Here is a 24582-nt window from a genome sequence, read left to right as displayed (position 1 = left end):
TCCCGCGCCGGCACGGGCCGGCGCGGGATGTGGGCGTCACATTCACAATGGCAACACACCGCAGCTGACGACGCGATCAGCATGCGGTGGCGAGCTTAAGCGGAACTTAATTGTAGGCCGGTGCGGCGAGAAAAACCGTGCGCGAACGCACGGTTGGGGCATTGCGTGGCCGGGCGGGCGCGGCCGCCCGCTTCAGTCGAGGCGCGACAGGTGGCGCTGCACGGACAGCACGGCGCCCACCAGCCCCAGCCCGGCCGACACGGCCAGCAGGGCGGCGATGGCCAGCGGCGGCAGCGGCGTGAGCTGGAACTCGGACGCGTACAGGCGGGCGAACTCGGCGATGGCCGTGTTGAGCGGGCGCAGCGCCAGCGCCACGGCGCCCAGCGCCACGGCGCCCGCGCACAGGCCCAGCAGGGCGCCCGTGTAATAGAACGGGCGGTGGATGAAGGCGTCGGTGGCGCCGATCAGCTTGGAGACGATGATCTCGTCGCGCTGCGTCATCACCTGCAGCCGGATGGTGTTGAACACGACGGCCACCACCACCGTGCCCAGCGTGGCGGCCAAGAGCAGCAGGGCCAGCCGCAGCACCTTGATCAGCGCGGCCAGCCGCTTGACCCAGGCCGAATCGACCTGCACCGTGTCCACGCCGGGCAGGGCGCGGATCTGGTCGGCCAGCGCGTCGACGTCGCCGCCGGCCTGGGCGTTGCGGAACGCGTCGAGCTTGAGCACGTAGCTGTCGGGCAGCGGGTTCTCGCCCAGCGTGCCGAGCACGTCGGACAGGCCGCTCTTGGTCTTCAGGTTCTCGAGCGCCTTCTCGCGCGCGGTGAAGATGATTTTGGCTTGCTTGTCGGCCACCAGCTGGCGCAGCGTGGCCGCCATCGCCTCGGCGTCGGCGCGCGCCAGGTCCTGCTTGAGGAACACGCTGACCTCGGGATCGACCGACAGCTGCTCGGACATGGGGCGCACGTTGTCGAGCAGGGTCACGCCGGCGAACGGCAGCGCCAGCGCGATGGCCACCACGACGATGTTGAACAGGAAGCTGCCGGGCGCGCGGCGCACGTGGACCAGGGCCGCCGCCAGCGCGAAGCCGTGTTGCCGTAACCAGTTGCTCATGCTTGCGCTCCCGCGTCGGGCTGGCCGTCCACGCGGCCATGGTGGAGGTGGATCACGCGGGCGGCCGCGTCCAGCATCTGCTCGTCGTGGCTGGAGATCAGGCAGGTCACGCCCACGGAATGGAAGGCCTTGAGCGCGTCGAGCACCTGGTTGGCGCTGGCGCGGTCGAGGTTGGCCGTCGGCTCGTCGGCCAGGATGATCTGGGGCCGGTTGACGATGGCGCGCGCGATCGACACGCGCTGCTGCTCGCCGCCCGACAGGGCCAGCGGCTGGCCCAGCGCCCGGTCCAGCAAGCCGACCTTGTCGAGCGCGGCGCGGGCGCGCTGCTCGGCGGCCGCGCGCGGCGCGCCCGTCACCAGCAGCGGCAGCATCACGTTGTCGAGCACGGAACGGTCGGTCAGCAGGCGCTGCTGCTGGAAGATCAGGCCCAGGTTGCGGCGCAGGAACGGCAGGCCGGCCGGCTTGATGCGGCCCACGTCCTGGCCGTTGACCAGCACGCGGCCGGCGCTGGGGCGCTCCATGGCCGCGATCATCTTCAGCAGGGTGGATTTGCCGGCGCCCGAGGGGCCGGCCAGGAAGACCAGTTCGCCTTTCTCTACCGTCAGCGACACGCCGCTGAGCGCGGTGGCGTCGGGGGAATATTGTTTGGTGACGTTCTGGAATTCAATCATAGGCTTATCCGAGCAGGGCTTCGACAAAATCGGCCGCCACGAAGGGCTGCAAGTCTTCAATCTTCTCGCCGATGCCGATGAAGTACACGGGCACCGGGCGCACGCGCGCGATGGCGGCCAGCACGCCGCCCTTGGCCGTGCCGTCGAGCTTGGTGATGACCAGGCCCGTCAGCTGCAGCGCGTCGTCGAAGGCCTTGACCTGGGCCAGCGCGTTCTGGCCCGTGTTGCCGTCGATCACCAGCAGCGTCTCGTGGGGCGCACCGTCCATGCCCTTGCCGATCACGCGCTTGATCTTCTTCAATTCCTCCATCAGGTGCAGCTGGGTCGGCAGGCGGCCGGCCGTGTCCACCATCACCACGTCCATGCCGCGCGCCTTGCCCGACTGCACGGCGTCGAACGAGACGGCGGCCGGGTCGCCCGAGGCCTGCGAGATCACGGTGACGTTGTTGCGCTGGCCCCAGACCATCAATTGCTCGCGGGCGGCGGCGCGGAAGGTGTCGCCGGCGGCCAGCAGCACCGACTGGCCGTGCGACTGCATGTGCTTGGCCAGCTTGCCGATGGTGGTGGTCTTGCCGGCGCCGTTGACGCCGGAGATCATCATCACCAGCGGCTGGTGGCGGCCCAGCTCGAACGGGCGCTGCAGCGGCGTCAGCAGGTCGATCAGCAGCGTCTTCAGGGCGGCCTTGACGGCCGCCGCGTCCAGCAGCTTGTCCTCCTTGACCTTGCGCTTGAGCGCGTCGAGCAGGTATTGGGTGGCCTCGACGCCGGCGTCGGCCATCAGCAGGGCCGCCTCCAGTTCATCGTACAGGTCGTCGTCGATCTTGGCGCCCACGAACAGGATGGACAGGTTGGCCGAGGTCTTCGACAGGCCGGCCTTCAGGCGCGAGATCCACGATTTGCGCGGCGCCGGCTCCTCCACCGCCAGCAATGGCGCGGCGGCCGCGGCGCTGGCCGGGCCGGCCGCCGGCGCGGTGGCGGCGGGCGGGACGGCGGGCGCGGGGGCAACGGGAGGGACGGGGGCCGGCGTGGCGGCGGGCGGTGCTTCGGGAACGACGGGTTTTTTCTTGAAGAAACTAAACATGGGTGTGTGGTTGAAGGCGCTTCAAGCGGATGGCCGGCGGCGCCGGACACAGGGAATGGCGATATTTTACCAGAGCACAAGGCGGTCCGGCCCGCCCGGGCTGTCTGAATGGCAAGATCGGAGGTCCGCCGGCCGCGCCGGCGCGGCCCGGCTCAGCTGGCGAGGGCGTTGTGGCGCGGATGGCGCAAACGCCATTCGGCGATGGCGTGGCCGATGTCGGCCAGGTTGAGCACCCGCACGAACTTGGGATTGCGCCGGCGTAAGGCCGCGTTATTGCCGCCGGCCCACAGTTCGGTGTCCTCGGGCAGGCGCATGTGCAGCTCGGCCAGGCTGTCGAGCGCCTGGCGCGGATTCATCGAGGCCGAGAACGACAGGGCCACGATGTCGCCCTGCAGCACGCGGGTCGCGTCGACCACCTCCTGCAGCGGGGTCTGCACGCCCAGCGACACGCAGTACGCCCCCTCCACCACGCACATGGCCTCGGCCATGAGCAGGCCCAGGCTGTGGCGGTCCTGCGGCAGGGTGGTGAGGATGATGCGCGGCGCGCCGATGCTGGCCGCGTTGGCCTGGGGCACCGAGAAGATGGCGTTGCGCACCACCATCTTCAGCGTCTCCGTGTACAGGTGTTCCTCGAACACGGCCAGCTGGCCGCTGGCCCACGCCTCGCCCACCAGCCGCGTCAGCGGCGCCACCAGGTCGATCACGAAACTCTTCAGGCCCATCACCAGCAGTGCCTGCGACAGGCGGCGGCGCAGGGCGTCCATGTCGTGCGCCTTGCACAAGTCCAGCAACTGCTGTTGATCGGGATGGGGGTGGGACAGGCCGGGGCCGGGCCGCACGGCGTGCTCGGCCATGGCCTGCAATTCCTCGGCGCTGCAGGCGATCACCTTGCCGGGGCGGAAGCCCAGGTCGATCAGGCGTTTGACCAGGCGCAGCTTGCGCACCTGTTCGACCGGGTAGACGCGCTCGCCGTGGGCGTCGCGCAGCGGCTGCGGAAAATCGTAGCGCCGTTCCCAGACCCGCAAGGTTTCCTTGGCCACGCCGGTGTCGCGCTCGACGTCGCTGATGGTGCTCGAAACGGGCAGGGTATGGGCGTTAGTTTTCATCAGCTTGTGCGGCTACGGGGATCGGGTAGACGCTAGTGTTCGCACATGGTTCGGGGGCCTTGTATGACGGCATCGGTTCGGTCTCGGTTGAGCGCCGCCGGCAGCAACATCGCCGGGACGCGATCTGCATTCTAACCTCGTTTCGGCGAAGAAAGTGCCCACCGCGCCCCGCGTCAAGGCCCCACTTATCCACAGTATAGAACCTTGTCCACGACACACTGTTGACATGAAGAACTAATCACAAAAATACTGCAAATGCTTGGAATTTGCCATGGACAAAAAAATTGCGCCGGACCCGAAAAAAAAGCGGAAAGCGGCGGCGGAGCAGGGCGCGGTGTGCCCGGCGCGGCGCGCCTGGGCCGCGCATCCGGCCGTCCATGGCGGCGTCGCCGGCGACGCCGCGCGGGCGGTCAATTGTTAAATCGCTGCCGGGGCGCGACGCCCTCGGCCCGTTCGCCGTTTTTATGAAGGCAATTCATGTTGACGGGTCGGCTCCATCCCCTCGTGACCCCGGCCGGCCACCCGTGGCGGGGGGGCGGCCCGGCCAATTCTGTCGCCTATCGACAACAAGTAGCAATTGCTTACAAATTGCTGCTGCGTCGCAGCAGCTTGCCGTACGGACAGAATTTATTTCATTAATTGAGCACTCTTACTATAGACAAAGTCGGTCGGGCACCCTGTTTGCCTGTGGAAACTGCCAAACATTCTCCGGGCAAGGCGGCTTCTACGCACTTGGTATAAGTGTGCCATGCCAGGGTTCGGTATAAAATACAGCCAGAAATAGCAATGTAGCTATTTTTGCTTAGTCCGACACTGATGCATTTTTCAATTGCAGCAGCTTCAGGCGGTCCGGTTCGCCGGGCGCCGCACCAAGTTCATCTGTGCGGATTTGAGAAGTTAGTGGGCTGCCTCGGCAGAATATATTGCGATGCGGTAAAATATTGCTGTTTTTGAAAATCCAGCCCGGTGACATGACGGAGATCGCCGCTGGCGAGGTCCAACATGAGCGTTTTTACACTTGATGGATGGTCAAAGCGTCAGTATAGTGCCGCCTCCGGTGCCACAAGCACCGCGATAAAGCCGGCATCGATTAAATCGGCCGCAACACAATGTGAACGCGTCCGGCAACAAGGACAGCAACGTGGCAGCTGGGGAGAATGCCCTCACGCATAAACGACGCCCCAACCGGCGCCGATAAGCACCGAATTTAGGCGTAGCACTAGCTTTACCTTTTTACCCGCAACACAACTGAAGGAATTACGTAATGAAAAAATCTCTTATCTCCATCGCAATCCTGGGCGCAATGAGCAACGTTGCCTTCGCTCAGTCGAACGTGACGATCTACGGTACCGTTGATGCCGGCATCGTGAGCGAGCGTGGTGGTGCGGCCGGTACCGTGACCAAAGTGACCTCGGGCGTGGCTTCCGCTTCGCGTCTGGGCTTCAAGGGCACCGAAGATCTGGGCGGCGGTCTGAGCGCCGTGTTCGTCCTGGAATCGGGCGTCAAGACCGACACCGGCGCGTCCGACGTGGCTGGCTCGATCGCCAACCGTCAATCGTACGTTGGTCTGGTCTCGAAAGAAGCCGGCACCGTGCTGCTGGGCCGTCAGTACACCCCGTACTACGAGACCCTGGGCCAAGTGGCTGACCCGTTCGCCCTGGGCCTGGCTGGTACCGCTAAAAACCTGTTCGCGACCCAGGACACCCTGACCCGCAACAGCAACGCCGTGACCTACCGCTCGCCTTCGCTGAACGGCGTGCAAGCTGAACTGTCGTACGCAGTGGGCGAGCAAGCTGGCTCGAACAAGGCGCAGCGTCAGATCGGTGGTTCGGTTGGCTACTCGAACGGTCCTCTGAACGCCAGCTTCGCTTACAACGCACGTAACAACGACACCGCAGTGGACGCGCCTATGGGCCACAACTCCCTGCTGGCCGTGAACTACGACTTCCACGTCGCCAAGGCTTTCTTCGCCTACGGCCGTGACAAGGGCCAGCTGTCGCAGCTGTCGCCTGTCGTTGACAGCAACAACATCCTGGTTGGCGCCACCGTGCCAGTCGGCCCAGCCGGCAGCGTGATCGCTTCGTTCACCCGTAAGAACGACAAGCTGGCCGCTAACCAAGACGCTGACCAGTGGGCCATCGGCTACACCCACGCTCTGTCGAAGCGTACCAGCGCCTACGTCGCTTACGCCAAGATCAAGAACAAGAACGGCGCGTTCTACACCGTTGGCAACAACACCGAAGCCGGTTCGGGCGACAAGGCTTTCAACGTTGGCCTGAAGCACAACTTCTAATTTCCGCCTAGTTCGGATTTAGATGACAGATCGGCCGCGTTCGCGCGGCCGATCTGCGTTTACGGGCCGTTTCGCGCCGTCCGCCACCGCCGGCGTCCGCCAGGCGGTAGAATGTTCCCTCCTATCATTTCCGTTTCCACCATGATGCCCACCCGTTCCGCCGGCCGCGCCGCGCTGGCCTGTCTGATCCTGCTCGCGTCCTGCGCCGCGCTGGCCGCGCCCAAGGTGGCGCACCGTCCCGCCGCCACCTTGCCCCGTTACGGCATGCTGGTGTTTTCCGATTTGTGCCTGCATCCGGACAGCGGCGAATTCGGCGGCCAGCGCATCACGCTGCAGCGCTTCGCGGAAGTCGACACGGTGATCTACGAATACACGGCCGGGGGGCTGAGCTGGCCCGTCGTGGCCAGCGACGTGAATGTCGATCCGCGCGGCCGTCAGTTGTATTTCGTCGTCACGCCGCCGGGCGAGGATGAGCGCACCATCGGCGGCAAGCTGTCCGACGATGGCAATACGCTGGTGCTCGACGGCGCCTACTGCGAAGATGGTTCGGCGCCGATGCGGCTGTCCAGGGTGGTCGATTTCGGCCGCAAGCCAGGTGTCTGCCGTGCCTGTCCCACGCCGCGCAAGCCGGCCGCCGGGGACGCGGACGGTGGCCCGGCGCCGGTGGACGGCCATGGCGAGGACGAGCCGCCGATGCTGAAAAACGAGGGCGGCAAGCCGGCGTCGCCGCCGGCGCCGCTGCCGCTGCCGCCTCAGCTGCCGCAGCCGCAGCCGCAGCCGCAGCCGCAGCCGCAGCCGCAGCCGCAGCAGCAGCAGCGCCAGCCCGCTGCCGAGCCGCTGCCGGGCTCGCAGGCCTGAGGCCGGGGGGCGCAGCGGACCGGGGGGCAGTCCGCAACGTCAAAACCGGGGTCAGACCCCTTAAAACCGGGGTCAGACCCCAACGTCAGACCCCAACGTCAAAACCGGGGTCAGACCCCAGCGTCAGGGGGCAGACCCCAGTGTCAGGGGTCAGACCCCAACGCCACAGGCGTTCTATGGGTTCCCGCGTGCGCGGGAACGACGCACTCGGGTCCTGATCGTTTAACTTAGCATGCTCACTGCTGCGCCGCGCGGGCGGCCAGCGCGTTGGCGCGGATGGTGGACAGGGTGGCGCCCGGCGTGATCAGGTCGCCGTCGTAGCGCAGCTCGATCACGGCCGGCAGCCGCTTGCCGCGCGCATGTTCGAGCGCCCGTTCCAGCGCCGGCCCGAACTGGGCCGTCTCCGTCACCGTCTCGCCGTGGGCGCCGTAGGCCCGGGCCAGCGCCGCGAAGTCCGGATTGTGCAGCACCGTGCCCGACACGCGGCCCGGATAGTCGCGCTCCTGGTGCATGCGGATGGTGCCGAACATGCCGTTGTTGAACACGATGACGACCACGCCCGCTTTGTATTGCACGGCCGTGGCCAGCTCCTGGCCGTTCATCATGTACTCGCCGTCGCCGGCGAAGGTGATCACGGTGCGCTCGGGCGCCACCAGCTTGGCCGCCACGCCCGACGGCACGCTGTAGCCCATGGCGCCGCTGGTGGGCGCGAGCTGGGTGCGCATGCCGCCGTAGCGGTGGAAGCGGTGGGCCCAGGTGGCGTAGTTGCCGGCGCCGTTGGTGATGATGGTGTCGGCCGGCGCGATGGCGCGGATTTGCTGCACCACCTGCCACAGGTCGAGCGGGGCCTTGCCGTCCCTGAAGATGGGCGGCTGCTCCTGGTAGGCCAGCAGTTCGGCCTTGGCCTCGGCCACGCTGGCGCGCCACGCGCCGGCGTCCACCGGCGCCATCGCGGCCAGCATGGCGCAGGCCTGCGGCATGCCGCTGTTGATCATCAGCGCGGCCTGGTACACGCTGCCCAGTTCCTCGGCGTCGGCGTGGATGTGGATCAGGTGCTGCTTCGGCACCGGCGATTCGAGCAGGCTGTAGCCGCCGGTGGTCATCTCGCCCAGACGGGGACCGATGGCCAGAATCACGTCCGCCTCGCGCACGCGCGCGGCCAGCTTGGGGTTGATGCCGATGCCCACGTCGCCCACGTAGTTCGGGTGCGCGTTGTCGAGCAGGTCCTGGAAGCGGAACGCGCACGCCACGGGCAGGGCGTTGGCCTCGGCGAAGGCGCGCAGGTCGGCGCAGGCCTGCTTGTCCCAGCCGCCGCCGCCCAGCAGCACCAGCGGCCGTTTGGCGCCGGCCAGCATGGTGCGCACGCGCGCGATCTGGTCGGCCGAGGGCGACGCCTGCACCGGCTGGTAGCGGGCCGTGTCGGCCACGGCCGCCACGCTGGTCAGCATGTCCTCCGGCAGCGCCAGCACCACGGGGCCGGGGCGGCCGCTGGTGGCCACCTGGAACGCGCGCGCGATGTATTCGGGGATGCGGTCGGCGCGGTCGATCTGGGCCACCCACTTGGCCATCTGGCCGTACATGCGGCGGTAGTCGATCTCCTGGAACGCCTCGCGGTCGGTGAAGTCGCTGCCGACCTGGCCGATGAACAGGATCATGGGCGACGAGTCCTGGTAGGCCGTGTGCACGCCGATCGAGGCGTTGGTGGCGCCCGGACCGCGGGTGACGAAGCAGATGCCGGGCTTGCCCGTCATCTTGCCGTAGGCGTCGGCCATGAAGGCGGCGCCGCCCTCCTGGCGGTTGATGATGAAGCGGATACTGGAGTCGTGCAGCGCGTCGAGGACGTCGAGATAACTTTCACCGGGCACGCCGAAGGCGGTGTCGACACCGTGGATCTTCAGGGCGTCGACCAGGATCTGGCCGCCGGTGCGGGGGGGATGGGTCATGGTATAACCTTATCGTGGGGGCGAGCGGGATGGTCGCCGGCAGCCCCATTCTAAGACGCTGCGCGGGGGGCGGCTTTTCTAATGGCGACACCAAATTTCAGATTTGGCGGCCGGCGCGGTACAATAGCGGTTGAAGCAAGCCAGACAGCCGCTGGCCGGTGCGTAATGCCCGGCGGGAGGAAGGTCCGGACTCCATAGAGCGGGGTGACGGTTAACGGCCGTCCGCTGAAAGCCTTCCGGCGCAAGCCGGGGGTATAAGGCGAGGAACAGGGCCACAGAGACGAGCGTATTAAGTTACGGTGAAACGCGGTAACCTCCACCTGGTGCAATTCCAAATAGGCACGCGATGATGCTGCTCGCGGAGCGTGCGGGTAGGAAGCTTGAGCGCCGGAGTAATTCGGCGCCTAGAGGAATGGCTGTCATAGCGCGGGTTCGCCCGCGCCGTAACAAAATCCGGCCTATCGGCTTGCTTCAACTGAATTCTGTTGTACTTCTTTGCTTAACACGGCGGCCACCCGCTGGTGCGTGCGCATGTCCGGTGTGGCGACGCCAGGGGATATGCCGATGACACAATACATACTGGCCCTGGACCAGGGCACCACCAGCTCGCGCGCCATCCTGTTCGACCACCACGGCCGTATCTGCGCCAGCGCGGCCCAGGAATTCCCCCAGCACTATCCCCAGCCCGGCTGGGTCGAGCACGATCCCAATGAAATCTGGAACAGCCAGCTGACCGTGGCCCGCAAGGTGCTGCACGAGCTGCATGTGGACAGCGCCCACGTGCGCGCCATCGGCATCGCCAACCAGCGCGAGACGACCGTCGTGTGGGACCGCAAGTCGGGCGAACCGATCGCGCCGGCCATCGTGTGGCAGGACCGCCGCACGGCCGACTACTGCGCCCAGCTGCGCGCGGACGGCAAGGCCAGGCTGGTGGCCGACGTCACGGGCCTGGAACTCGATGCCTATTTTTCCGCCACCAAGCTCAAATGGCTGCTCGACCACGTGCCCGGCGCGCGTGAGCGGGCCCGCCACGGTGCGCTGGCCTTCGGCACCATCGACAGCTGGCTGGTCTACAAGCTCACGGGACGCCACGTGACGGACGTCAGCAACGCGGCCCGCACCATGCTGTTCAACATCCACCTGATGCGCTGGGACCAGGACATGCTGGACCTGTTCGACATTCCCGAGCAGATGCTGCCGCAGGTGGTGTCGTCGAGCGAGGAGGTGGGCAGCACGCGCGACGGCCTGTTCGGCGGCGCCATCCCCGTGGCCGGCATCGCCGGCGACCAGCAGGCCGCCACCTTCGGCCAGGCCTGCCACCAGCCGGGCATGGTCAAGAACACCTACGGCACCGGCTGCTTCATGCTGATGCACGCGGGCCGCCACCCCGTCGTGTCGCGCAACCGGCTGCTGTCGACGGTGGGCTGGCGCGTCGACGGCCGCACCGACTACCTGCTCGAAGGCAGCGTGTTCATGGGCGGCGCCACCGTGCAGTGGCTGCGCGACGGCCTCGGCATCATCCAGAACTCGGCCGAGGTGGAGGCGCTGGCCGCCAGCGTGCCCGACAGCGGCGGCGTCTACATGGTGCCGGCCTTCGTCGGCCTTGGCGCGCCGCACTGGGATCCATACGCGCGCGGCACCATCGTCGGCCTCACGCGCGGCAGCCACAAGGGCCACATCGCGCGCGCGGCGCTGGAGGCGATCGCGTTCCAGAGCGCCGAACTGCTGGCGGCCATGCAGAAGGACGCGGCCATCCCGTTGACGGAATTGCGGGCCGACGGCGGCGCCGCCCGCAACGACCTGCTGATGCAGTTCCAGGCCGACCTGCTGGGCGTGCCCGTGGTGCGGCCGCAGGTGACGGAGACGACGGCGCTGGGCGCGGCCTACCTGGCCGGCCTGGCCGTGGGCTTCTGGGACACGCAGGAGGAGATCACGGCCCAATGGCGGTGCGAGCGCCGCTTCCTGCCGCGGATGGGGGCCGACCAGCGCGCCGCGCTGCTGGCGCAGTGGGCGCGCGCCGTCGAGCGTTCGCGCGGCTGGGAAACGCCGGCCTGACAGCGGGCCGTGCCCGCGCGCGCGACCCGCGCGCGCAGTGGTGCGCGGGGCCGTCCGCCGATTCCGTATAATGGCGGAAGTGGCGCGGCCGGCGCCGCATGCCGGTTGGCTCGTCAGACAATGTTGTCTATACAAGCTGTCCGCATGCTGTCGCGCCGCATGCTGAAAATATGGGCAACAAACCGTGGTATCGATAGTGCAGTGTTGAAGGTCTCCCAATCCGCGAAATGCGCGCCAGGCGCGACAGGCTGGTCATTCTCTCCAAAAATCACACTTTTTCCTCCCGGCTTGCGGCCGTTCCGCCCCATGCTCCGGCTTGTTGCCGGAATGCTACTTTGATGTTGGCTACTGGCAACTGTATGCATTTAATTTAATTATTTTCATCCAACATTTACTGCCCTCCGGCACAGCGGAAAGCTCGTGCATAGATGAGGTAGCACATTCACAAAGTTCTATAAGTATCTAATTTCTCAATATATTTTTTCGCGAGCCGGCTTCAAGGAAGTACGCTAAGTCCTTAATTTCATTAATAAAATCCATGTTTCGGTTGGGCGAAAGCGCTTGACCACCCATCTTCCATCCTCTAAAGTGGGCATCTGTGTGAAAAAGTGTCTTTTTGTGGGATTTTCCCTCTGACTTAGCGGCGGAGGGAGATGCAACGAAAGATGGCGATTTCCGCTCCGCTAACCAATCTGAGGTCAAAGGTAATTCCCGTGTTTCAAGGCGCGTCCGCAATCAGTCTCGATGCCAAAGGCAGGATGTCCATCCCTGCCAAGCACCGTGACGCGCTGGCCATCCAGTGCGAAGGCCGACTCACGCTGACCAAACACCCGGACGGCTGCCTGCTGTTCTTCCCCCGCCCCGTGTGGGAAAGCCACCGTGAACAGATCGCCGCCTGGCCCATGTCGGCCCGGGCCTGGCAACGCATCTTCCTCGGCAACGCCTGCGACGTCGAACTCGACAGCGCCGGCCGCGTGCTCATCTCGCCCGAACTGCGCAACGCCGTCGGGCTGTCGCGCGAGATCATGATGATCGGCATGGGCAGCCATTTTGAAATCTGGGATGCCGCCAAACTGGCGGAAAAAGAGCAGCAGGCGATCGAAGCCGGCACTCCCGATGTTCTCGCCAACTTCTCTTTCTAAGGCCCCGCCATGACGACTACGGCGGTGCCGGAATTTCAGCATCGTACGGTGCTGCTCGATGAAGCGGTCGACGCGCTGGCCCTGACGGGCGCGCGCGCCGACGGCGTCTATGTGGACGGCACCTTCGGCCGCGGCGGCCACAGCCGCCTGATCCTGTCGCGCCTGGGCCCGCGGGGGCGCCTGATCGCCTTCGACAAGGACCCGCAGGCCATCGCCACGGCCGAACAGGTGGCCGACCCGCGCTTCACCATCGTGCACGACAGCTTCGCCACCATGCGCGCGGCCCTGTCCGAGCGCGGCGTGGCGCAGGTGGACGGCATCCTGCTCGACCTGGGCATCTCCTCGCCGCAGGTGGACGACGCGGCGCGCGGCTTCAGCTTCCGCAACGATGGCCCGCTCGACATGCGCATGGACACCACGCGCGGCATGTCGGCGGCCGAGTGGCTCGCCACAGAATCCGAACAGACACTGGAAAAGGTGATCAGAGAATATGGGGAAGAACGGTTTGCTTTTCAGATTGCAAAGGCGATTGTTGCTCGCCGGGCAGTCGAGCCAATTTCAAGCACACGACAGCTTGCCGGCATCGTGGCAGGCGCGGTCAAGACTCGGGAAAAGGGCAAGGATCCGGCCACCCGTACCTTTCAGGCTATCCGGATTTTCATCAATAAAGAGCTTGAAGACCTCGAGGCCGGACTAGCGCAGGCCTTCGATTGCGTGGCGCCGGGCGGCATCCTGGCCATCATCAGCTTCCACTCGCTGGAGGACCGCATGGTCAAGCGCTTCTTCGCGTCCAAGGCCAACGTGCCGCAGCCGGACCGCCGACTGCCGATCCGCGCCGTCGACCTGCCACAGCCGCTGCTCAAGCTGATCGCCAAGACCAAGCCGTCCGACGCCGAGGTGGACGCCAACCCGCGCGCCCGGTCCGCCGTGATGCGCGTGGCGCGCCGCCTGCCGTTGCCGGAGGGGGCGCCATGAGCGGCAAGATCAACCTGGTGCTGACGGCGTTGCTGGTCGCTTGCGGCCTGTCGCTGGTTAACGCCCAATACCAGGCGCGCCACCTGTTCATCGAACTGGAACGCAGCCAGTCGCAGGCGCGCCAGCTCGACATCGAATGGGCGCAGCTGCAGCTGGACCAGTCCACGCTGGGCAAGCACGCCCGCATCGAGCAGATCGCGCGCGGTGACCTGAACATGGTGCCGCTGACGGCCACCCGCACCCAGTACCTGTCGCCGGAAGAGGGCAAATGAAGCGCGCCTCCAACGCCTCCGTCTCCCGGGTAGCGGCCTCCAAGGGCGTGCCGTTCTCGAAGAACCCCGTGCTGGCCGTGCGCCTGCCGGTGTGGCGTTCGCGCGTGGTGTTGTTCGTGCTGTTCTCCGCGTTCGCGCTGCTGGCCGGGCGCGCCGCCTGGCTGCAGGGCCTGTCGACCCAGTTCCTGCAAAAGCAGGGCGAGATCCGCTACGCGCGCACGCTGGACCTGCCGGCCACGCGCGGCAAGATCACCGACCGCGACGGCCAGGTGCTGGCCTCGTCGATCCCCGTCAAGGCCATCTGGGCCATCCCGGACGACGTGCAGCAGGCGCCGCCGGAAAAACTCAAGGCGCTGGCCAGGCTGCTGGAGATGAGCGACGCCGAGCTGAAGAAGAAACTCGATTCCGACCGCGGCTTCGTGTACCTGAAACGCCAGGTGGAGCAGGACGTGGCCGACCAGATCACCAAGCTCGGCATCGAGGGCATCCAGACCCGCAAGGAATACAAGCGCTTCTACCCGCAGGGCGAAGTGGCCACCCACGTGGTGGGCTTCACCAACGTCGAGGACGTGGGCCAGGAGAGCATGGAACTGGCGCAGCAGAAGACGCTGATGGGCGTGCCGGGCAGCCGGCGCGTGATCAAGGACCGCCTCGGCCACATCGTCGAGGACATCGGCTCGGTGCGCGAGCCGCACGACGGCAAGGACCTGACGCTGTCGATCGACAGCAAGATCCAGTACATCGCCTTCACCCAGCTCAAGGACGCGGTCGAGAAGTTCAAGGCCAAGGCCGGCGCCGCCGTGGTGCTGGACGTGCACACGGGCGAAGTGCTGGCGCTGGCCAACTGGCCGTCCTACAACCCCAACGACCGCCGCGCGCTGACGGGCGAGCAGCTGCGCAACCGCGTGATGACGGACACCTTCGAGCCCGGTTCCTCGCTCAAGCCGTTCACGGTGGGCCTGGCGCTCGACACCAAGCGCGTCAAGCCGCTCACGCTGATCGACACCGGCCCCGGCTACTACGCCATCGGCGACAAGGTGGTGCACGACACCCACCCGCACGGCGTGATCACGGTGCAGCAGGTGATCCAGAAGTCGTCCAACATCGGCACCTCGAAAATGGCGCTGCAGATGCCGCCCCAGGAGATGTGGGAGATGTTCACCAAGGTGGGCCTGGGCCAGCAGCCCAAGTGGGGCTTCCCCGGCGCCGTGGCCGGCCGCGTGCGTCCCTACAAATCGTGGCGCCCGATCGAGCAGGCCAACATGAGCTTCGGCCAGGGTATTTCCGTGTCGCTGATCCAGCTGGCGCGCGCCTACATGATCTACGCCCGCGACGGCGACATCATCCCGCTGTCGTTCCAGAAGGTGACCGAGCCGCCCGTCGGCACGCGCGTGGTGAGCGCGCAGACGGCGGCCGAGATGCGCGACATGCTGGAGATGGTGACGATGCCGGGCGGCACGGCGGAGAAGGCCCAGGTGCCCGGCTACCGCACGGGCGGCAAGACCGGCACCGCGCAAAAAGTCATCAACGGCCGCTACTCGCAGACCAAATACATCGGCAACTTCGTGGGCATGGCGCCCATGTCCAGCCCCCGTTTCGTGATCGCCGTGATGATCGACGAGCCGGGCGGCGCGGTGCACGTGGGCGGCGACGTGGCCGGCCCCATTTTCTCCACGCTGGCGGCCAACGTGCTGCGAGCCAAGAACATCACGCCCGACGCCAACGTGACCCATATCATCATTCCTGAGAATTCCGAACAGGGGAAAATGTGACGACTTCTTCCAACTTCGACCCGTTGACGATCGCCGACGCGATCCGCAAGCTGGCGCCCACGGCGCAGCTGGCGTCCGACTCGCGCCGCATCAAGGTGGGCGATGTGTTCTTTGCCTATCCCGGCGACGCCGGCGATGGGCGCAGCTTTATTGATGCGGCCATCGAGGCCGGCGCCGCGCTGGTGGTGCTGGACCCGGCCGGCTTGACGTGGAACCCCGCGTGGGCCGTGCCCTACATCACGGTCGAGCAGCTCAAGGCGCGCGCCGGCCTGATCGCGCACGCCTTCTACCGCCAGCCCGACAGCGCCATGTTCACCGTGGGCGTGACCGGCACCAACGGCAAGACCTCCAGCGCCGTGTGGCTGGGCCAGGCCCTGTCGCGCGGCGGCGAGACGGCCGCCGTGGTGGGCACGCTGGGCGTGGGCCTGTACAAGGGGCGCGCCGAGGCGGAATACGATGTCACCGGCTACACCACGCCGGACGCGGTGCTGCTGGCCCGCACGCTGGCCGGGGCGCGCGACGCCGGCGCCGCGTCGCTGGCGATCGAAGTGTCGTCCATCGGCCTGGAGCATGGCCGCGTGGCCGGCATGCACTTCGACGTGGCCGTGTTCACCAACCTCACGCGCGACCACCTGGACTTCCACGGCGACATGGCGGCGTATGAGGCGGCCAAGACCAAACTGTTCGACTGGCCCGGCCTGAAGACGGCCGTGATCAACCTGGACGATCCGATGGGCCTGCGACTGGCCGCCCATGTGCAGGGCAAGCTGGCCGGCGCCATCCCCGTGATCGGCTACACGCTGGCCGATGCGGCCAGCGTGCCCGACCTGCCCGGCGTGCTGATGCTGCGCGCCAGCCAGTTCCGCAGCAGCCGCACCGCCGGCACCGAATTCCATCTCGACTGCGCGCTGGGCGCGGCCCAGGTCAAGACCCAGCTGGTGGGGCACTTCAACATCAGCAACGCGCTCGGCGTGCTGGGCGCGTTGCTGGCCAAAGGCATGGGCCTGCGCGCCGCGCTGGACGCCATCGAATCGCTGCGCCCGGCCCCCGGCCGCATGCAGCAGGTGGGTGGCCAGGACGCGCCGATGGTGGTGATCGACTACGCCCACACGCCGGACGCGCTGGAAAAAACGCTGCAAGCCTTGCGCCAGGTGGCGCAGGAACGTGGTGGCCAGCTGTGGTGCGTGTTCGGCTGCGGCGGCGACCGCGATCCGGGCAAGCGCCCGCAGATGGGCAGGATCGCGCAGATGGCCGACCACGTGCTGGTCACCAGCGACAATCCGCGCAGCGAAGACCCGCACGCCATCATCGCCCAGATCGTGGCCGGCATGGACCAGCAGCACCCGTCGTCCGCGCTGCAGACGGTGGAGGACCGCGCCGCCGCCATCCTGCTGGCCATCAAGCACGCGGCCAAGCCGGACGTGATCCTGTTGGCCGGCAAGGGCCATGAACCGTACCAGGAGATCAAGGGCAAGAAGCTGCCGTTCTCCGACGCCGACCACGCCCAGCTGGCCCTGTCGGCCCGCCTGACCATGATGAGGCCGAACTGATGCGCGCCACGCTGGCCCAGCTCGCGGGCGCCATTCCCGGCGCCACGCTCGTCAACGACGCCAACACGGCGTTCGACGGCGTTTCCACCGACAGCCGCAAGGCGGCCGCCGGCGCGTTGTTCGTCGCCCTGCGCGGCGAGGTGTTCGACGCCCACGACTTCCTGCCGCAAGTGGCGCAGCAGGGCGTGGCGGCCGTGGTGGCCGAGCGTCTGCCGGACGGCTGGACCCTGCCGGCCATCGTCGTGCCGGACACGCTGGTGGCGCTGGGCCGCATCGCCAATTACTGGCGCCGCCAGTTCAGCGTGCCCGTGATCGGCGTCACCGGCAGCAACGGCAAGACCACGGTCAAGGAAATGATCGCGTCCATCCTGGCCGAGGCCTGCGGCGGCGAGGACGCGCGCCTGGCCACGCGCGGCAATCTGAATAACGAAGTGGGCGTGCCGCTGACGCTGTTCCGGCTGGAGGCGGGCCACCGCGCCGCCGTGGTGGAACTGGGCATGAACCATCCGGGCGAGATCGCCCGCCTGAGCGCCATCGCCGAACCCACGGTCGCCATGGTCAACAACGCCCAGCGCGAACACCAGGAATTCATGCACACGGTGGAGGCCGTGGCGCGCGAGAACGGCGCCGTGCTGGCCGGCCTGGGCGAGGACGGCGTGGCCGTGTTCCCCCATGGCGACGAGTTCACGCCGCTGTGGCAAGCACTGGCCGGCACGCGCCGCACCGTCACCTTCGGCCTGGCGCCGCAGGCGGACGTCAGCTGCACCTACCGCGCCGGCGACTTCGGCAGCGAACTGACCGTCACCATCGGCCATGACGCCGCCGCCACGCCGTTCTTCGTGCGCCTGCAGGCGGCCGGGGAGCACAACGTGCGCAACGCGCTGGCCGCCGCCGCCTGCGCCTATGCGGCCGGTATTTCGGCCACCGCCATCCGGCTCGGGCTGGAGGCGTTCGCGCCCGTGGCCGGCCGGCTGCAGAAGAAGGCCGCCGCCAACGGCGCCGTCGTCATCGACGACAGCTACAACGCCAATCCGGATTCCGTGCGCGCCGCCATAGCCGTGCTGGCGAAAGCCGCCGCGCCGCGCATCCTGGTGCTGGGCGACATGGGCGAAGTGGGCAGCAAGGGCCGCGAGTTTCACGAGGAAATCGGCGCTTACGCGCAGAGCATGGGCATCGAACAGGTGCTCGCGACGGGCGAGCTGGCGCGCCATATGCACGGCGCGTCCATTCGTCATTTTGAACAGTTCGGCGATCTGCTGGCGGCGCTCGACGCCGTCATCACGCCGGATGCAACCGTATTGATCAAGGGCTCCCGTTTCATGAAGATGGAACGGGTCGTGCAGCATTTGATTGGATCGCAACAAGCTAACAAGGAAAGTCACTAATCATGCTGCTTTGGCTCGCGCAATATTTTCAGCAGGACCTTGGACCTTTGCGGGTCTTTAACTTCATCACCTTCCGCGCCGTGTTCGCGACCATCACGGCGCTGGTGATCGGCCTGGGCGCCGGTCCGGCCGTGATCCGCAAGCTGACCGCCATGAAGTACGGCCAGGCCGTGCGCACGGACGGTCCGCAGACCCACCTGAAAAAACACGGCACGCCGACCATGGGCGGGGTGCTGATCCTGATCGCCATCGGCACTTCCACGCTGCTGTGGTGCGACCTGTCGAACCGTCTGATCTGGCCCGTGCTGGTGGTCACGCTGGGCTTCGGCGCCGTGGGCTGGGTGGACGACTACCGCAAGGTGGTGCGCCAGGACCCGGAGGGCATGCGCTCGGCTGAAAAATACTTCTGGCAGTCGCTGGTGGGCATCAGCGCCGCGCTGTACCTGGCGTTCTCGGTGTCCGCGCCCAACGCGGGCAAGGTGTTCGAGCTGTTCTTCGCGTGGGTGCAGTCGGGCTTCTCGATGGATCTGCCGCCCAAGGCCGACCTGATCGTGCCGTTCTTCAAGACCATCAGCTATCCGCTGGGCGTGTGGGGCTTCATCGCACTGACCTACTGCGTGATCGTCGGCACCAGCAACGCCGTCAACTTCACGGACGGCCTCGATGGCTTGGCCATCATGCCGACCATCATGGTGGGCGCGGCGCTCGGCCTGTTCGCCTACCTGACCGGTAGCGCCACCTATTCCAAGTACCTGTTCATCCCGCACATTCCCGGCGCGGGCGAATTGATCATCTTCACCGGCGCGCTGACGGGCGCCGGCCTGGCCTTCCTTTGGTATAACACCCACCCCGCGCAGGTGTTCATGGGCGACGTGGGCGCGCTGGCGCTGGGCGGCGCGCTCGGCACGCTGGCCGTCATCGTGCGCCAGGAGATCGTGCTGTTCATCATGGGCGGCGTGTTCGTGGCCGAAACCGTGTCCGTCATCATCCAGGTGGGCTGGTTCAAGATCACCAAGAAGCGTTATGGCGTGGGCCGCCGCGTGTTCCTGATGGCGCCGCTGCACCACCACTTCGAACAAAAAGGCTGGAAAGAGACCCAGGTCGTCGTACGGTTCTGGATTATCACGATGATGCTGGTCCTGGTCGGACTCACCACCCTGAAGCTGCGCTGATGAACTACGAAGGCAAAACCGCACTGGTACTGGGGCTGGGGGAATCCGGCCTGGCGATGGCGCTGTGGCTGGCCCGCGCCGGCGCGCGCGTGCGCGTGGCCGACACGCGTGAGGCGCCCGAGCGCCTGCCCGCGCTGCGCGCCGCCGTGGCGGACGTGGAATTCATCGCCGGCCCGTTCAACGCCGCGCTGCTCGACGGCGCGGACTTCGTGGCCGTCAGCCCCGGTCTGGCGCCCAACCGCGAGCTGGCCGACATCGTGCCGGCCGCCGCCGAACGCGCCATCCCCGTCTGGGGCGAGATCGAACTGTTCGCCCAGGCCCTGACGGCGCTCAAGGACGAACGCGGCTACGCGCCGAAAGTCATCGCCATCACCGGCACCAACGGCAAGACCACCGTCACCAGCATGGTCGGCCAGTTGTGCGAACGCGCCGGCAACACGGTGCGCGTGGCGGGCAATATCAGCCCGGCCGCGCTGGACGTGCTGCGCGAGGTGCTGGACGCGCCCTCCGAAGAAAACGCACTGCCGCAAGTGTGGGTCCTTGAGTTATCAAGCTTCCAGCTGCACACCACCTACAGCCTGCAGGCCGACGCCGCCACGGTGCTCAACGTGACCCAGGACCACCTGGACTGGCACGGCGACATGGCCGCCTACGCGGCCGACAAGCAGCGCATCTTCGGCGCCGACACCGTGCGCGTGCTGAACCGCGACGACGCGGCCGTGATGCGCATGCAGGACCCCACGGGCGAGAACATCACCTTCGGCACCGACGCGCCGCAGCACGCCGATTGCCTCGGCCTGCTCAACGAGCGCGGCATCTTCTGGCTGGCCTCGGCCGAGCCGGGCGAGGAAGTGGAACGCAAGAAGCGCCGCAAGAACGATCCGGCCCCGGAGCCGGTCGAATGCGTGCTCAAGAAACTGATGCCGGTCGACGCGCTGCAGGTGCGCGGCCAGCACAACGCCGCCAACGCGCTGGCCGCGCTGGCCCTGTGCCGCGCCATCGGCCTGCCGCTGGCGCCGCTGCTGCACGGCCTGCGCGAATACCATGGCCAGCCGCACCGCGTGGAGCTGGTGGCGGCCATCAACGAAATCGAATACTACGACGACAGCAAGGGCACCAACGTGGGCGCCACCGTGGCCGCGTTGATCGGTCTGGGCAAGAGCTTCACGGGCGAGAATCAGCGGCTGGTGCTGATCGCCGGCGGCGACGGCAAGGGCCAGGACTTCGCGCCGCTGGCCGACCCGGTGGCCCGTTACGTGCGCGCCGTGCTGCTGATCGGTCGCGACGCGCCGGCCATCCGCGCCGCGCTGGCCGAGACGGGCGTGGTTCTGGAGGACTGCGCCGACCTGCCGCAGGCCGTCAAGCGCGCCAGCGCGCTGGCACAAGCCGGCGACGCCGTGCTGCTGTCGCCCGCCTGCGCCAGCCTGGACATGTTCAAGAACTACGCGCACCGCGCGCAGGTGTTCATCGACACCGTGCGCGACATCGCGCTCGACGCGGGACAGGAGATCTGATGGCCTTCCAGCTGCCATTCCGCTTCAACGCACCACCGGCCTCCATGCCGGTGGGCAGTCGCGCGCGGCAGTCCAAGATGATGGAATACGACCAGCCGCTGGTGTGGGTCACGCTGCTGCTGATGCTGCTGGGGATGGTGATGGTGTACTCGGCTTCGATCTCGCTGCCCGATTCGCCCAAGTTCGCCAACTATGTGCGCTGGCAGAACACCTACTTCCTCACCCGCCAGGCGCTGTTCATCGCCGTGTCGCTGGTCGCCGGCTTGTTCGTGTTCCGCATCCGCATCGCCGACCTGCAGAAGGCCGCGCCCTACCTGTTCATCGGCACACTGGTGCTGCTGGTACTGGTGCTCATTCCCGGCCTGGGCGTGGTGGTCAACGGCGGGCGCCGCTGGCTCTCGCTCAAGGTGATCAACCTGCAGCCGTCGGAGCTGATGAAGGTGGTGGCCGTGCTGTACGCGGCCGACTACACGGTGCGCAAGCAGGAATACATGCACAAGCTGACCAAGGGCTTCATGCCGATGGCGGCGGCGGTCGGCTTCGTCGGCCTGTTGCTGCTGCTGGAGCCGGACCTGGGCGCCTTCGGCGTGATCGTCTGCATCGCCATGGGCATCCTGTTCCTGGGCGGGATCAACGCGATCTGGTTCGGCGGCATCGGCGCCGTGCTGGTGACGATCTTCATCTCCATCATCGCGCTGTCGAAGTTCCGGCGCGAGCGCTATTTCGCCTACCTCAATCCGTGGCAGGAAGACAATGCGCTGAACAAGGCCTACCAGCTGACGCACTCGCTGATCGCCTTCGGCCGCGGCGAGATCTTCGGCGTGGGGCTGGGCGGCAGCGTGGAAAAGCTGCACTACCTGCCCGAAGCCCACACCGACTTCCTACTGGCCGTGATCGGCGAGGAGCTGGGCCTGGTCGGCGTGCTGGTGGTGATCGCGATGTTCTACTGGATCGTCAAGCGCTCGTTCGACATCGGCCGCCAGGCCATCGCCATCGACCAGACCTTCGCCGGCCTCACGGCCAAGGGCATCGGCATCTGGATCGGGGTGCAGACGTTTATCAATATGGGTGTCAACCTTGGCCTGCTGCCGACCAAGGGCTTGACCCTGCCGCTGATGAGCTATGGCGGCACGGGGGTGGTGATTAACTGCGTCGGACTCGCGATCCTGCTCCGGATCGACTACGAGAACCGGGTCCTGATGCGTGGTGGCAGATTATGAAACGATTGATGATCATGGCAGCCGGCACCGGCGGCCACATTTTCCCCGGCCTGGCGATCGCGCAGACCATGCGCGCGCGCGGCTGGGAGGTGAGCTGGCTGGGCACGGCGCACGGCATGGAGCAGGACATCGTGCCCAAGCACGGCATCGCGATGGACGCGATCGACTTTTCCGGCATGCGCGGCAAGGGCCTCAAGCACACCGTGGCCGGCGCCTTCAAGATGCTGGCCGGCTTCGCGGCCTGCTTCGGCTACATCGGCAAACGCAAGCCCGACGTGGTGCTGGGCATGGGCGGCTACGTCACCGTCCCCGGCGGCATGATGGCGCGCCTGCGCGGCGTGCCGCTGGTGCTGGTGAACGCCGACGCGGCCCTGCTGCTGTCGAACAAAACCCTGACGCCGCTGGCGCAGCGCGTGTGCTTCGGCTTCCCGGCCGAATTCGGCCGCGCCGCCGGCAAGGCCGTCGTCACCGGCAACCCGGTGCGCAAGGAGATCCTGGACATGGCCGGCCCCGAGCAGCGCTTCGCCGGCCGCGAAGGCCCGCTGCGCATCCTGGTGGTGGGCGGCAGCCTGGGCGCCAAGGCGCTGAACGACAACCTGCCGGCCGCGCTGGCGCTGATCCCGGCCGCGCTGCGTCCGCAGGTGACGCACCAGTCGGGCAAGAAGAACATCGACGCGCTGCGCGCCGCGTACGCGCAGGCCGGCGTGGAGGCCAACGTGGTCGACTTCATCGACGACATGGCCCACGCCTACACCCAGGCCGATCTGGTGATCTGCCGCGCCGGCGCCATCACCGTGTCGGAACTGACGGCGGCCGGCGTGGCCAGCGTGCTGGTGCCCCTGGTGGCGTCGACCACCAGCCACCAGCGCGACAACGCGAAATGGATGGCCAAGCAGAACGCGGCCATCCACATGCCGCAGACGGAGATGAATCCGCAAAGCCTGGCGACTTTGCTGGAAACGCTGACCCGCACCGCCTGCCAGACCATGGCCCAGGCGGCGAAGCAGGCCGGCAAGCGCGACGCCAACGACGCGATCGCACAAGTATTGGAACAATTAACATGAAACACAAAGTACAGAACATTCATTTCGTCGGCATCGGCGGCAGCGGCATGAGCGGCATCGCCGAAGTGCTGCTCACGCTGGGCTACACCGTCACCGGCTCGGACCTGGGCAGCAACGCCGTCACGCAGCGCCTGGCGTCGCTGGGCGCCACCGTGCACCAGGGCCACGCGGCCGAGAACATCGGCAACGCCGACGCCGTCGTCACCTCCACCGCCGTCCAGCAGGACAATCCGGAAGTGGTGGCCGCCCGCGCCCGCAAGATCCCCATCGTGCCGCGCGCCGTGATGCTCGGTGAACTGATGCGCCTCAAGCGCGGCATCGCCATCGCCGGCACCCACGGCAAGACCACCACCACCAGCCTGGTGGCGTCCGTGCTGGCGCAGGGCGGGCTCGATCCCACCTTCGTCATCGGTGGCCGCCTGACCAGCGCCGGCGCCAACGCCAAACTGGGCACGGGCGACTACCTGGTGGCCGAGGCCGACGAGTCGGACGCCTCGTTCCTGAACCTGACCCCCATGATCGAAGTCATCACCAACATCGACGCCGATCACATGGAAACCTACGAGCACGATTTCGAAAAGCTCAAGCAGGCCTTCGTCCACTTCACGCACCGCCTGCCGTTCTACGGCCGCGCCATGCTGTGCATCGACGACCCCCACGTGCGCGCCATCATCCCCCACGTGACCAAGCCGGTGACCACCTACGGCTTCCACCCGGACGCCGAAGTGCGCGCCGTGAACGCCCGCGCCGTGGGCGTGGAGATGCACTTCACGGTGCTGCAGGAAGGCTATCCCGACCTGGACGTGGTGCTCAACCAGCCCGGTATGCACAACGTGCAGAACGCCTGCTCGGCCGTCGCCATCGCACGCGAGATCGGCATCGCCGACAAGGACACACAGGCCGGCCTGGCCGGTTTCGCCGGCGTGGGCCGCCGCTTCACCCGTTATGGCGACATCGCCATCCCGGGCGGCGGCACCTTCGCCCTGGTGGACGACTTCGGCCACCACCCGGTCGAAACGGAAGTGACGCTGGCCGCCGCGCGCGCCGCGTATCCGGGCCGCCGCCTGGTGCTGGCGTTCCAGCCGCACCGCTACACCCGCACCCGCGACCTGTTCGAGGACTTCGTGAAGGTGCTGGGCAGCGTGGACGTGCTGGTGCTGGCCGAGGTCTACGCGGCCGGCGAGGCGCCCATCGTGGCCGCCGACGGCCGCGCGCTGGCCCACGCGCTGCGCGCGCGCGGCAAGACGGAACCAATTTTTGTTGAGGCGATCGGCGACATGCCGGAAACCATCATGGGCGTGGTGCGCGACGGCGACGTCGTCATCACCATGGGCGCAGGCTCGATCAGCGGCGTCCCGGCCAAACTGACTAACTATCCGAAGGTCTGAACGTGAAC

Annotated in this window: 20 protein-coding genes and 1 other RNA gene; 16 read left to right on the top strand and 5 right to left on the bottom strand. The window is 67.0% G+C overall.

Translation table 11 applies throughout. The features are described 5' to 3' along the window. Positions 1-192: 192 nt before the first annotated feature. The 4 genes from ftsX to AC1RQG_RS08885 form a co-directional block, all read right to left on the bottom strand. Positions 193-1113, bottom strand: coding sequence for a permease-like cell division protein FtsX (ftsX, locus tag AC1RQG_RS08900; protein WP_493130392.1), 921 nt, complete (start codon positions 1111-1113; stop codon positions 193-195). Next, positions 1110-1784 carry a cell division ATP-binding protein FtsE gene (locus AC1RQG_RS08895; protein ID WP_493130390.1) on the bottom strand — a complete coding sequence of 225 codons (675 nt, stop codon included), beginning with the start codon at positions 1782-1784 and terminating at the stop codon, positions 1110-1112. Before AC1RQG_RS08895 ends, ftsX begins: the two co-directional genes overlap by 4 nt. A gap of 4 nt (positions 1785-1788) precedes the next feature. Then, complete coding sequence (gene ftsY, locus AC1RQG_RS08890; protein ID WP_493130388.1) at positions 1789-2865, bottom strand: signal recognition particle-docking protein FtsY; 1077 nt, start codon at positions 2863-2865, stop codon at positions 1789-1791. Positions 2866-3017: 152 nt separating this feature from the next. Continuing rightward, positions 3018-3971: a MerR family transcriptional regulator gene (locus tag AC1RQG_RS08885; RefSeq protein ID WP_493130386.1), complete on the bottom strand. Its 954-nt coding sequence runs from the start codon at positions 3969-3971 to the stop codon at positions 3018-3020. Between the two features lie 271 nt (positions 3972-4242). Between AC1RQG_RS08885 and AC1RQG_RS08880 the strand changes: the two genes are divergently transcribed. The 3 genes from AC1RQG_RS08880 (at position 4243) to AC1RQG_RS08870 (ending at position 7122) form a co-directional block, all read left to right on the top strand. Beyond that, positions 4243-4392, top strand: coding sequence for a hypothetical protein (locus AC1RQG_RS08880; protein ID WP_493130384.1), 150 nt, complete (start codon positions 4243-4245; stop codon positions 4390-4392). An 843-nt stretch (positions 4393-5235) separates the two neighbouring features. After that, positions 5236-6264: a porin gene (locus AC1RQG_RS08875; RefSeq protein WP_493130382.1), complete on the top strand. Its 1029-nt coding sequence runs from the start codon at positions 5236-5238 to the stop codon at positions 6262-6264. A 111-nt stretch (positions 6265-6375) separates the two neighbouring features. Further along, positions 6376-7122, top strand: a complete 747-nt coding sequence (locus AC1RQG_RS08870) for a hypothetical protein (RefSeq protein WP_493130380.1) — start codon at positions 6376-6378, stop codon at positions 7120-7122. A 236-nt stretch (positions 7123-7358) separates the two neighbouring features. Here the strand turns inward: AC1RQG_RS08870 and AC1RQG_RS08865 are convergent, their stop codons facing one another. Continuing rightward, positions 7359-9065 carry a thiamine pyrophosphate-binding protein gene (locus tag AC1RQG_RS08865; protein ID WP_493130378.1) on the bottom strand — a complete coding sequence of 569 codons (1707 nt, stop codon included), beginning with the start codon at positions 9063-9065 and terminating at the stop codon, positions 7359-7361. 132 nt (positions 9066-9197) lie between these two features. On the opposite strand from AC1RQG_RS08865, the gene rnpB reads away from it, so the two are divergent. The 13 genes from rnpB to murC all read left to right on the top strand — a co-directional run bounded on the left by rnpB (position 9198) and on the right by murC (position 24574). Continuing rightward, an RNA gene (gene rnpB / locus AC1RQG_RS08860) (RNase P RNA component class A) lies at positions 9198-9542 on the top strand. 87 nt (positions 9543-9629) lie between these two features. Then, positions 9630-11120 carry a glycerol kinase GlpK gene (gene glpK, locus AC1RQG_RS08855; protein WP_493130376.1) on the top strand — a complete coding sequence of 497 codons (1491 nt, stop codon included), beginning with the start codon at positions 9630-9632 and terminating at the stop codon, positions 11118-11120. 713 nt (positions 11121-11833) lie between these two features. Beyond that, positions 11834-12262, top strand: a complete 429-nt coding sequence (gene mraZ, locus AC1RQG_RS08850; RefSeq protein ID WP_182160495.1) for a division/cell wall cluster transcriptional repressor MraZ — start codon at positions 11834-11836, stop codon at positions 12260-12262. A 9-nt stretch (positions 12263-12271) separates the two neighbouring features. Beyond that, positions 12272-13237 (top strand): 16S rRNA (cytosine(1402)-N(4))-methyltransferase RsmH, encoded by a 966-nt coding sequence (rsmH, locus tag AC1RQG_RS08845; RefSeq protein WP_493130374.1) that lies wholly within the window; start codon positions 12272-12274, stop codon positions 13235-13237. Further along, positions 13234-13509: a cell division protein FtsL gene (ftsL, locus tag AC1RQG_RS08840; RefSeq protein WP_182160497.1), complete on the top strand. Its 276-nt coding sequence runs from the start codon at positions 13234-13236 to the stop codon at positions 13507-13509. The genes rsmH and ftsL overlap by 4 nt, the downstream gene beginning before the upstream one ends. Next, on the top strand, positions 13506-15281 hold the full coding sequence (locus tag AC1RQG_RS08835; protein WP_493130371.1) for a peptidoglycan D,D-transpeptidase FtsI family protein: 1776 nt from the start codon (positions 13506-13508) through the stop codon (positions 15279-15281). Before ftsL ends, AC1RQG_RS08835 begins: the two co-directional genes overlap by 4 nt. Further along, a complete protein-coding gene (locus AC1RQG_RS08830; protein WP_493130369.1) occupies positions 15278-16831 on the top strand; it encodes a UDP-N-acetylmuramoyl-L-alanyl-D-glutamate--2,6-diaminopimelate ligase in 1554 nt (517 codons plus the stop codon). The genes AC1RQG_RS08835 and AC1RQG_RS08830 overlap by 4 nt, the downstream gene beginning before the upstream one ends. Further along, positions 16831-18216, top strand: a complete 1386-nt coding sequence (locus AC1RQG_RS08825) for a UDP-N-acetylmuramoyl-tripeptide--D-alanyl-D-alanine ligase (RefSeq protein ID WP_493130367.1) — start codon at positions 16831-16833, stop codon at positions 18214-18216. Before AC1RQG_RS08830 ends, AC1RQG_RS08825 begins: the two co-directional genes overlap by 1 nt. A 2-nt stretch (positions 18217-18218) precedes the next feature. Then, positions 18219-19388, top strand: coding sequence for a phospho-N-acetylmuramoyl-pentapeptide-transferase (gene mraY / locus AC1RQG_RS08820; RefSeq protein WP_493130365.1), 1170 nt, complete (start codon positions 18219-18221; stop codon positions 19386-19388). Further along, a complete protein-coding gene (murD, locus tag AC1RQG_RS08815) occupies positions 19388-20902 on the top strand; it encodes a UDP-N-acetylmuramoyl-L-alanine--D-glutamate ligase (RefSeq protein ID WP_493130363.1) in 1515 nt (504 codons plus the stop codon). The genes mraY and murD overlap by 1 nt, the downstream gene beginning before the upstream one ends. After that, complete coding sequence (ftsW, locus tag AC1RQG_RS08810) at positions 20902-22122, top strand: putative lipid II flippase FtsW (protein ID WP_493130361.1); 1221 nt, start codon at positions 20902-20904, stop codon at positions 22120-22122. The genes murD and ftsW overlap by 1 nt, the downstream gene beginning before the upstream one ends. After that, a complete protein-coding gene (gene murG / locus AC1RQG_RS08805; RefSeq protein WP_493130360.1) occupies positions 22119-23186 on the top strand; it encodes an undecaprenyldiphospho-muramoylpentapeptide beta-N-acetylglucosaminyltransferase in 1068 nt (355 codons plus the stop codon). Before ftsW ends, murG begins: the two co-directional genes overlap by 4 nt. Further along, positions 23183-24574 carry a UDP-N-acetylmuramate--L-alanine ligase gene (murC, locus tag AC1RQG_RS08800; protein WP_493130358.1) on the top strand — a complete coding sequence of 464 codons (1392 nt, stop codon included), beginning with the start codon at positions 23183-23185 and terminating at the stop codon, positions 24572-24574. The genes murG and murC overlap by 4 nt, the downstream gene beginning before the upstream one ends. Positions 24575-24582: the final 8 nt, after the last annotated feature.

This window comes from Rugamonas sp. GW822-FHT03B10 (genome assembly GCF_058801745.1).
This window is presented reverse-complemented; position numbering and strand designations above follow the sequence as displayed.

Bases quoted from the DNA above. Each gene is read 5' to 3' on its own strand.
- AC1RQG_RS08835 (WP_493130371.1), top strand. From the start codon at position 13,506: ATGAAGCGCGCCTCCAACGCCTCCGTCTCCCGGGTAGCGGCCTCCAAG.
- murD (WP_493130363.1), top strand. From the start codon at position 19,388: ATGAACTACGAAGGCAAAACCGCACTGGTACTGGGGCTGGGGGAATCC.
- AC1RQG_RS08880 (WP_493130384.1), top strand. From the start codon at position 4,243: ATGGACAAAAAAATTGCGCCGGACCCGAAAAAAAAGCGGAAAGCGGCG.
- AC1RQG_RS08825 (WP_493130367.1), top strand. From the start codon at position 16,831: ATGCGCGCCACGCTGGCCCAGCTCGCGGGCGCCATTCCCGGCGCCACG.
- murC (WP_493130358.1), top strand. From the start codon at position 23,183: ATGAAACACAAAGTACAGAACATTCATTTCGTCGGCATCGGCGGCAGC.
- mraY (WP_493130365.1), top strand. From the start codon at position 18,219: ATGCTGCTTTGGCTCGCGCAATATTTTCAGCAGGACCTTGGACCTTTG.
- ftsL (WP_182160497.1), top strand. From the start codon at position 13,234: ATGAGCGGCAAGATCAACCTGGTGCTGACGGCGTTGCTGGTCGCTTGC.
- AC1RQG_RS08895 (WP_493130390.1), bottom strand. From the start codon at position 1,784: ATGATTGAATTCCAGAACGTCACCAAACAATATTCCCCCGACGCCACC.
- ftsW (WP_493130361.1), top strand. From the start codon at position 20,902: ATGGCCTTCCAGCTGCCATTCCGCTTCAACGCACCACCGGCCTCCATG.
- ftsY (WP_493130388.1), bottom strand. From the start codon at position 2,865: ATGTTTAGTTTCTTCAAGAAAAAACCCGTCGTTCCCGAAGCACCGCCC.
- ftsX (WP_493130392.1), bottom strand. From the start codon at position 1,113: ATGAGCAACTGGTTACGGCAACACGGCTTCGCGCTGGCGGCGGCCCTG.
- AC1RQG_RS08865 (WP_493130378.1), bottom strand. From the start codon at position 9,065: ATGACCCATCCCCCCCGCACCGGCGGCCAGATCCTGGTCGACGCCCTG.
- glpK (WP_493130376.1), top strand. From the start codon at position 9,630: ATGACACAATACATACTGGCCCTGGACCAGGGCACCACCAGCTCGCGC.
- rsmH (WP_493130374.1), top strand. From the start codon at position 12,272: ATGACGACTACGGCGGTGCCGGAATTTCAGCATCGTACGGTGCTGCTC.
- murG (WP_493130360.1), top strand. From the start codon at position 22,119: ATGAAACGATTGATGATCATGGCAGCCGGCACCGGCGGCCACATTTTC.
- AC1RQG_RS08870 (WP_493130380.1), top strand. From the start codon at position 6,376: ATGTTCCCTCCTATCATTTCCGTTTCCACCATGATGCCCACCCGTTCC.
- AC1RQG_RS08875 (WP_493130382.1), top strand. From the start codon at position 5,236: ATGAAAAAATCTCTTATCTCCATCGCAATCCTGGGCGCAATGAGCAAC.
- AC1RQG_RS08885 (WP_493130386.1), bottom strand. From the start codon at position 3,971: ATGAAAACTAACGCCCATACCCTGCCCGTTTCGAGCACCATCAGCGAC.